This is a genomic window from Streptomyces hirsutus (assembly GCF_001418415.1).
In the GTDB taxonomy this organism is placed as follows: domain Bacteria; phylum Actinomycetota; class Actinomycetes; order Streptomycetales; family Streptomycetaceae; genus Streptomyces; species Streptomyces hirsutus.
In genome coordinates this window covers 1-2,712 of the sequence record NZ_LIQT01000741.1, presented here as the reverse complement: position 1 = coordinate 2,712, position 2,712 = coordinate 1, and the positions used below count along the sequence as shown (strand labels likewise).

Below are 2,712 nucleotides of genomic sequence, written 5' to 3'. Positions count from 1 at the left end.
GGGCTGGTTGTAGAAGACGAAGTCCTCGTCCGACCGGACCCGGTCGTCGAGCCCGAGGAGCAGAGCGGACGCGTCCACGTCGGGTACCCCCTGGCCGGGCGACCAGCGCAGGACTGCGCGTACCGTGGTGGTCCGGAGCGGGACGTTCGACCCCTTCAGCATGGCGTGCGTCATGCGGTCATCCTGCCCTCTCCGTCCTGGTCACGACAATGCGGGGTGCCGGTGCGCGCCGACGCCGCCCGGCACCGACATGACCGGGTCACCCGAAGTTCACGCCCGGCGGGAACCGCCGACATCGATACGTACGTACTATTACCGGCCACCTTCCGACATTCCACAGTCATTCCTCAGCCAGTCGTTCCTCAGCATGCCCAACGGTCCCGGGGGAGTTCAATGCATCATTTCGGACAGATCACCCCTGCGGTGCGGAAACGTCTCTTCTACCGGGAGCCGGGCCTGTTCACGGCCGAGTCGCCCGCCCGTCTGCTCTCCATGGCCCTCGGCGCCACGCTGTACAGCCCCGCGACCCGCCCCCGGCTCGCCGACGACATCGTCAAGCAGGCCGGGAACGGCGTGGTCTCGATGGTGCTGTGCCTCGAGGACTCCATAGGCGACGGCGACGTGGCCGCCGGCGAGGAGAACCTCGTGGCCCAGTTCGCCGACCTGGCCGGCCGGCCGGGGGCCGATCTGCCGCTGCTGTTCATCCGGGTCCGCACCCCCGAGCAGATACCCGACCTCGTCCGGCGCCTCGGCCCCGCCCTCGGGCTGCTGTCCGGGTTCGTCCTGCCGAAGTTCACCGAGGAACGCGGCATGCCCTTCCTCGAGGCCCTCACCGTGGCCGAGGCCACCGGCGGCCACCGCCTCTTCGCGATGCCGGTGCTGGAGTCGCCGGAACTGCTCTACCGCGAGAGCCGTGTGGAGACCCTCGAAGGCATCCTCCGCGCGGTCGACAAGTACCGCGACCGGGTCCTCGCCCTGCGCCTCGGCGTGACCGACTTCTGCTCCCCGTACGGGCTGCGCCGCGGGCCCGACATGACGGCCTACGACCTCCAGATCGTCGCCTCCGTGATCGCCGACGTGGTGAACATGCTGGCCCGGGTCGACGGCACCGGATTCACCGTGACCGGGCCGGTCTGGGAGTACTTCCGGGTCCAGGAGCGCATGTTCAAGCCGCAGCTGCGGCAGAGCCCGTTCCTCGAGGTGCAGGCCGTGGAGCTGCGCCAGTCGCTGATCGAGCACGCCATGGACGGCCTGCTGCGGGAGATCTCCCTGGACCGGGCCAACGGACTGCAGGGCAAGACCTGCATCCACCCCTCCCACGTCCTGCCCGTGCACGCGCTGTCCGTCGTCAGCCACGAGGAGTACAGCGACGCCCAGGACATCCTGCGGCCGGAACGCGGCGGCGGCGGTGTCATGAGGTCGGCGTACACGAACAAGATGAACGAGGTGAAGCCGCACCGCGCCTGGGCCGAGCGGACCCTGCTGCGCGCCGAGGTGTTCGGCGTCGCGAACGAGGACATCGGGTTCGTGGAGCTGCTCGCGGCCGGCCTGGCCAAGTGACCCGACCGACCTGACCGACCCGACCGACGGCAAGGAATTCATGGAGAAGGCAGTGAACGAGGGAGTGCGCCGCGAGGCGCGCGACGGATCGCCGACCGGCGGGGACATACCGGCCGGGGGCATACCCGCCGGGGGCGTCTGGTCCGGGAGCTGGGTCGCCGAGCGGCTGGGCGTCGAGCTGGCGGGCGACGACCGGCTGACCGGGCTGCTCGGGCTGGCGCTGCGCCGCAACCCCAAGCGGGCGCATCTGCTGGTGTCCCACGTCCTCGGCAAGCACGTACCGCAGTCGCCCGCCGTCGTGTACGGCCACGGCCTCGCCCTGGGCCGCCGGGTCCGCGAACTGCTCGGCGAGCAGGCGCACCGGGCGGTGGTCCTCGGGTACGCCGAGACCGCCACCGGCCTCGGCCACTCGGTCGCCGACGGCCTGGGCGTCGCCCCCTGCCTGCACTCCACCCGCCGCCCGGTCCCCGGGGTCGCCACGGCGGGCGGCTTCGAGGAGTCCCACTCCCACGCCACCTCGCACCTGCTGCTCCCCGAGGACCCCGGGCTGCTGGCCGGGGACGGGCCGCTGGTCCTGGTCGACGACGAGTTCTCCACCGGCAACACGATCCTGAACACCATCCGCGACCTGCACGCACGCCACCCCCGGCGGCGGTACGTGGTGGTCGCCCTGGTCGACATGCGCTCACCCGCCGACACCGGCCGGCTGGACGACTTCGCCCGAGGGATCGGCGCCCGGGTCGACCTGGTGACGACCCTCTCGGGCACGGTACGGCTCCCGGAGGGCGTACTGGAGAAGGGCCGGGAGCTCGTGGCCCGCCAGGAGGCGGAGGCGGCGTCGCAGGCGGCGGCCGGGACGAAGGCGCGGACCGGCCGGGTCGCGCGCGTCGAGCTGGGCTGGCCGGACGGGCTGCCCGACGGCGGGCGGCACGGGTTCGCGCCCGCGCACCGCGCCCGCCTGGACGACGCCCTGCCCGCCATGGCCGGCCGGATCGCCGACGTGCTGCCCGACGGCGCCCGCCGCGTCCTCGTCCTCGGTTTCGAGGAACTGATGTACGCCCCGCTCCGCCTCGCCCACGCCCTGGAACGGAAGCTGGCGCAGAGGCCTGCGCGGACACCGGCCGCCCGGGAGGCCGGTGTCCGCGCAGGCCT

The 2,712-nt window shown here is 72.5% G+C and carries 3 protein-coding genes; 2 read left to right on the top strand and 1 reads right to left on the bottom strand.

The window, feature by feature from the left end; genetic code table 11:
- A partial coding sequence (locus AOK11_RS38125; RefSeq protein WP_167353887.1) for a TerD family protein occupies window positions 1–174 on the bottom strand: 174 nt, incomplete at its 3' end.
- 219 nt (window positions 175–393) lie between these two features.
- On the opposite strand from AOK11_RS38125, the gene AOK11_RS38120 reads away from it, so the two are divergent.
- Together AOK11_RS38120 and AOK11_RS38115 are read left to right on the top strand one after the other, a co-directional pair.
- Window positions 394–1,560 (top strand): HpcH/HpaI aldolase/citrate lyase family protein, encoded by a 1,167-nt coding sequence (locus AOK11_RS38120; RefSeq protein WP_055598181.1) that lies wholly within the window; start codon window positions 394–396, stop codon window positions 1,558–1,560.
- Between the two features lie 40 nt (window positions 1,561–1,600).
- A partial coding sequence (locus tag AOK11_RS38115) for a phosphoribosyltransferase domain-containing protein (protein ID WP_206189017.1) occupies window positions 1,601–2,712 on the top strand: 1,112 nt, incomplete at its 3' end.